Genomic DNA, 3,448 nt, shown 5'->3' with positions numbered 1-3,448 from the left:
CCGGCCGGTGGGGCCGACCGATGCCGTCCGGTCCGCCCCGCCCGGGCCGGTCAGCGCCGCCCGGTCGACCTTGCCGGTGCCGGTCAGCGGCAGCGCTTCGACGACGGTGAGGCGCGCCGGGACCATGTAGGGCGGCAGCAGCGTGGCGAGGTGCCGCCGCATGTCCCGCGTGCCCGGCCGCCCGGCGCCCGCACGCACGGTGACGAAGGCGTGCAGCCGCCCCTCCTGCGCGATCACGACGGCCCGGCCGACCCCCGGGTGCGTCTGGAGGGCGGCCTCCACCTCGCCGGGCTCCACCCGGTTCCCGCGGATCTTCACCTGGTCGTCGAGCCGGCCCAGGAACTCCAGCGCACCGTCCGCCGACCACCGGACCCGGTCGCCGCTGCGGTACCAGCGCCGCCCGTCCCGCACCACGAACGCCCGCGCGGTCAGTTCCGGCTCGCCGAGGTAGCCGTCGGTCAGACCGGTTCCCGCGATGAGGAGTTCACCCGGCTCGCCCGGACCACGCGGCGCGCCGTCGGGGCCGACCACCGCCAGGTCGGTGCCGGACACGGGCCGTCCGATCGGCACCTGCCGGACCGTGTCGGCGGGGCGGGCGTCGATGACGTGGCAGGTGGCGTTGACGGTCGTCTCGGTGGGCCCGTAGAGGTTGGCGATGCGCGCACCCCGGCCGAACAGGTCGAACCAGCGGCGCACGTGACCGGCGGGCAGGGCCTCACCGCCGACGTGCACCCAGCGCAGCGCGGACAGGTCCGGCACCGAGCCCCCGTTGCGTACCCGCTCCTCGGCCGCGGACAGCAGCTGTTCCCACACCGTGGGCACCGAACTCCACACGGTGATCCGGGCACGCTCCACGTGGGCCAGCAGCATCTCGGGATCCCGCAGCAGGTCCCGGGGCACCGACACCACCGTGCCCCCGACCATCAGCGGGGCCAGCAGCTGGCGGACCGAGGCGTCGAAGCAGGGCGACGCGGTGCGGGCCAGGCGGTCGGCGGGGCCGTAACCGAAGGTGGTGACCGCCCAGTCGAGGTAGTTCTCCATCGCACGGTGACTGATGGGCACGGCCTTCGGGCGGCCCGTGGAACCCGAGGTGAAGATGACGTACGCCACCGCCTCCGCGCCGGTCACGGCCGGGTCGGCGGCGGCCGCGCGGGACACGGCGTCCCGCCGGCCCTCCTCACCACTTGCATCCGGACCGTCCACGGGCACCGGCCGCGCGGCGTTCAGCGCGCCCGCCAGGTCCCGGGTGGCCGCGTGGCAGACCACCACGGTCGCGCCCGTGCGCGCCAGTTGACCGGTGAGCCGGGCCTGCGGGTGGTCCGGGTCCAGCGGGACCCAGCCGGCGCCCGCCCGCAGGATGCCCACCACCCCGGTGACCGTGTCCGCGCCCGGCTCGGTGAGCAGCCCGACGAGATCGCCCGGCCGCACCCCGCCGGCGCGCAGCCGGGCGGCGAGCCGGGCGGAGGCCCGGTCCAGCTGCTCGTAGGTGAGGGAGGCGTCCCCCGCCTCGACGGCGATCGCGCCGGGACGGTCACGGAAGCGGTCCAGCAGACGGGCGGTCAGCGGGACGCTCCCGTCGTCCCGCACGGGCACCGGGCGCGCCGCTCCCGTTGCCGGGGCCCGGCGGGAGGGCACCGGGAGCTTCGCGCCGGGTTCCTCCGGTGCGAGCAGGGCGGCGAGTTCGGCGCGGAACTCGCGGTCCAGCCGGGCCACCGTCGTGCGCGCGAAGAGGGGCGACGGGAAGTTCCACGTCATGCGCAGCACGGGACCGTCGGACCAGCACAGCAGGCTCAGCCGGGTCGCGGCCGACCCGGTGCCCGCGGCGGTCGCCCGCACCTCGACCGGGCAGCCGTCGGCGAGCCGCGCGGGGAAGCGGGCGAAGCTGAAGCCCGCGGGGCTCACCGTGCGCGGCCCGGCCCCCGCCCCGGGCAGCAGCCCGGCCAGGTCGAGGCTGCTCGGGCCGGCATGCCGCTCGCTCTCCAGCCAGGCCAGGCGTACCCGTTCGGCCAGCGCCAGAAGGGGCTCGCCGTCGGCGGTGCGGCACAGCAGCGGCAGGGTGTCCGCGAGCGGGCCCACCAGGCGCTCCACGCCGTCGAACCGGTCCTCCCGCCGGGCCCGGGCCACGTTCACGGCGATGTCCGGCCGCCCGGACCAGCGGGCCAGGCAGCGCACGTACGCGGCGAGCAGGAGGTGGAACAGGGAGACGTCGTGCGCGGCGGCCAGCCGTTCGAGCGCCCGCGTCGGTTCCGTGCCCAGCTCGCCGTGGTGCTGCACGACCGGCCCGGTCAGGGGTGCACCGGGTCCGGTGCCCGGCGGTGGCGTGTCGTAGGGCAGCCGCAGCGGCTCGCCCAGGCCGGCGAGACGTTGCCTCCAGTAGCGCAGGTCGGTTTCGGGGACGTCGTGCGTCGCCGCAGCGGCATGGCGCGCGAACTCCGGCGCGGCGGGCAGCACTTGGGGGCGCTCACCGTTGTGCAGCGCGGTGTAGACCGTCCAGAGCTCCTCGGCCAGGAGATTCAGGCTGTACCCGTCGGCCGCCGCATGGTGCGCCACCAGCAGAAGATGCGCAAGCTCCGGCTTCTCGCGCAGCAGCACGGCACGGACCGGCGGCCCGGCCGCGAGGTCGAAGGGGCGGTTGCACAGGTCCGTCTCGGCGTCGGCCAGGTCCCGGGCGAGGCACGCGCGCACCTCGTACCAGTCGGACAGGAGCCCGGGTGGGGCGATGCGTTGCACGGGCAGCGGGCCGCCGCCGTCGTCCACGCGCAGCCGCAGCATGCCGTGGCGCTCGGCCAGCGACTCCAGCGCACGGCCGAGCAGGCCGGGGTCGAGGGGGCCGCGGACCGTCATCCGCAGGTGACCGCGGGCCGGAAGCTCCGGATGCAGCCGGCTGCTGGTGTGCAGCGCGAGCTGGACCGCCGTCAGGGGGAACGGCACATCCTCCCCGGGGGCCGTCGCCCCGGAAGGCACCGTCCGCGGCGTCCGCGTGCCTGCCCAGGGGGAGCCGTCCGGGTCCGGACGGTCGAGGTGGGCGGCGAGTTCACGCACCGTGCGGTACTCGAAGAAGAGCGTGGCCGGCAGGTCCCGGCCCGTCCTCCGTTCGAGCCGCTTGACCAGGTCGACCGCGCTCAACGAGTCCAGGCCGAGGCCCAGGAACGGCGTGTCGTCGTCGACGGCCGACGCGGGAATCCCCAGCGACTGGGCCAGCAACTCCCGCAGCAGAGACGCGTATTCGCCTTCTGCCGACCGCGCTTCACCGGCCCCGGCCGTCGCGGCTTGGTGTGCGGGGGCGGGGGAGGGGCCGACGGGCCCGTCGGCCGGCGGTGCTGCCGTGACGGCCGGTCGCGCCCCCTCCGGGGCCGGACGGCCCCGGGACGCCCCGGACCCGAGGTCGGCGAGGACCACCTGGGCCGTGTCCGTCCCGCACGCCGACCGCAGGGCGGCCAGCGCGGGC

The 3,448-nt window shown here is 76.7% G+C and carries 1 protein-coding gene; it reads right to left on the bottom strand.

Annotated elements, in window-relative coordinates; all coding sequences use genetic code 11:
• The coding region (locus G3I53_RS27325) for a non-ribosomal peptide synthetase (RefSeq protein ID WP_164438884.1) at nt 1-3,448 on the bottom strand (3,448 nt) is incomplete at both ends.

The organism is Streptomyces sp. SID14436 (assembly GCF_010548465.1).
In the GTDB taxonomy this organism is placed as follows: Bacteria; Actinomycetota; Actinomycetes; order Streptomycetales; family Streptomycetaceae; genus Streptomyces.
The sequence above is the reverse complement of the archived record's forward strand: the minus strand, read 5'-3'. Positions and strand labels throughout refer to the sequence as shown.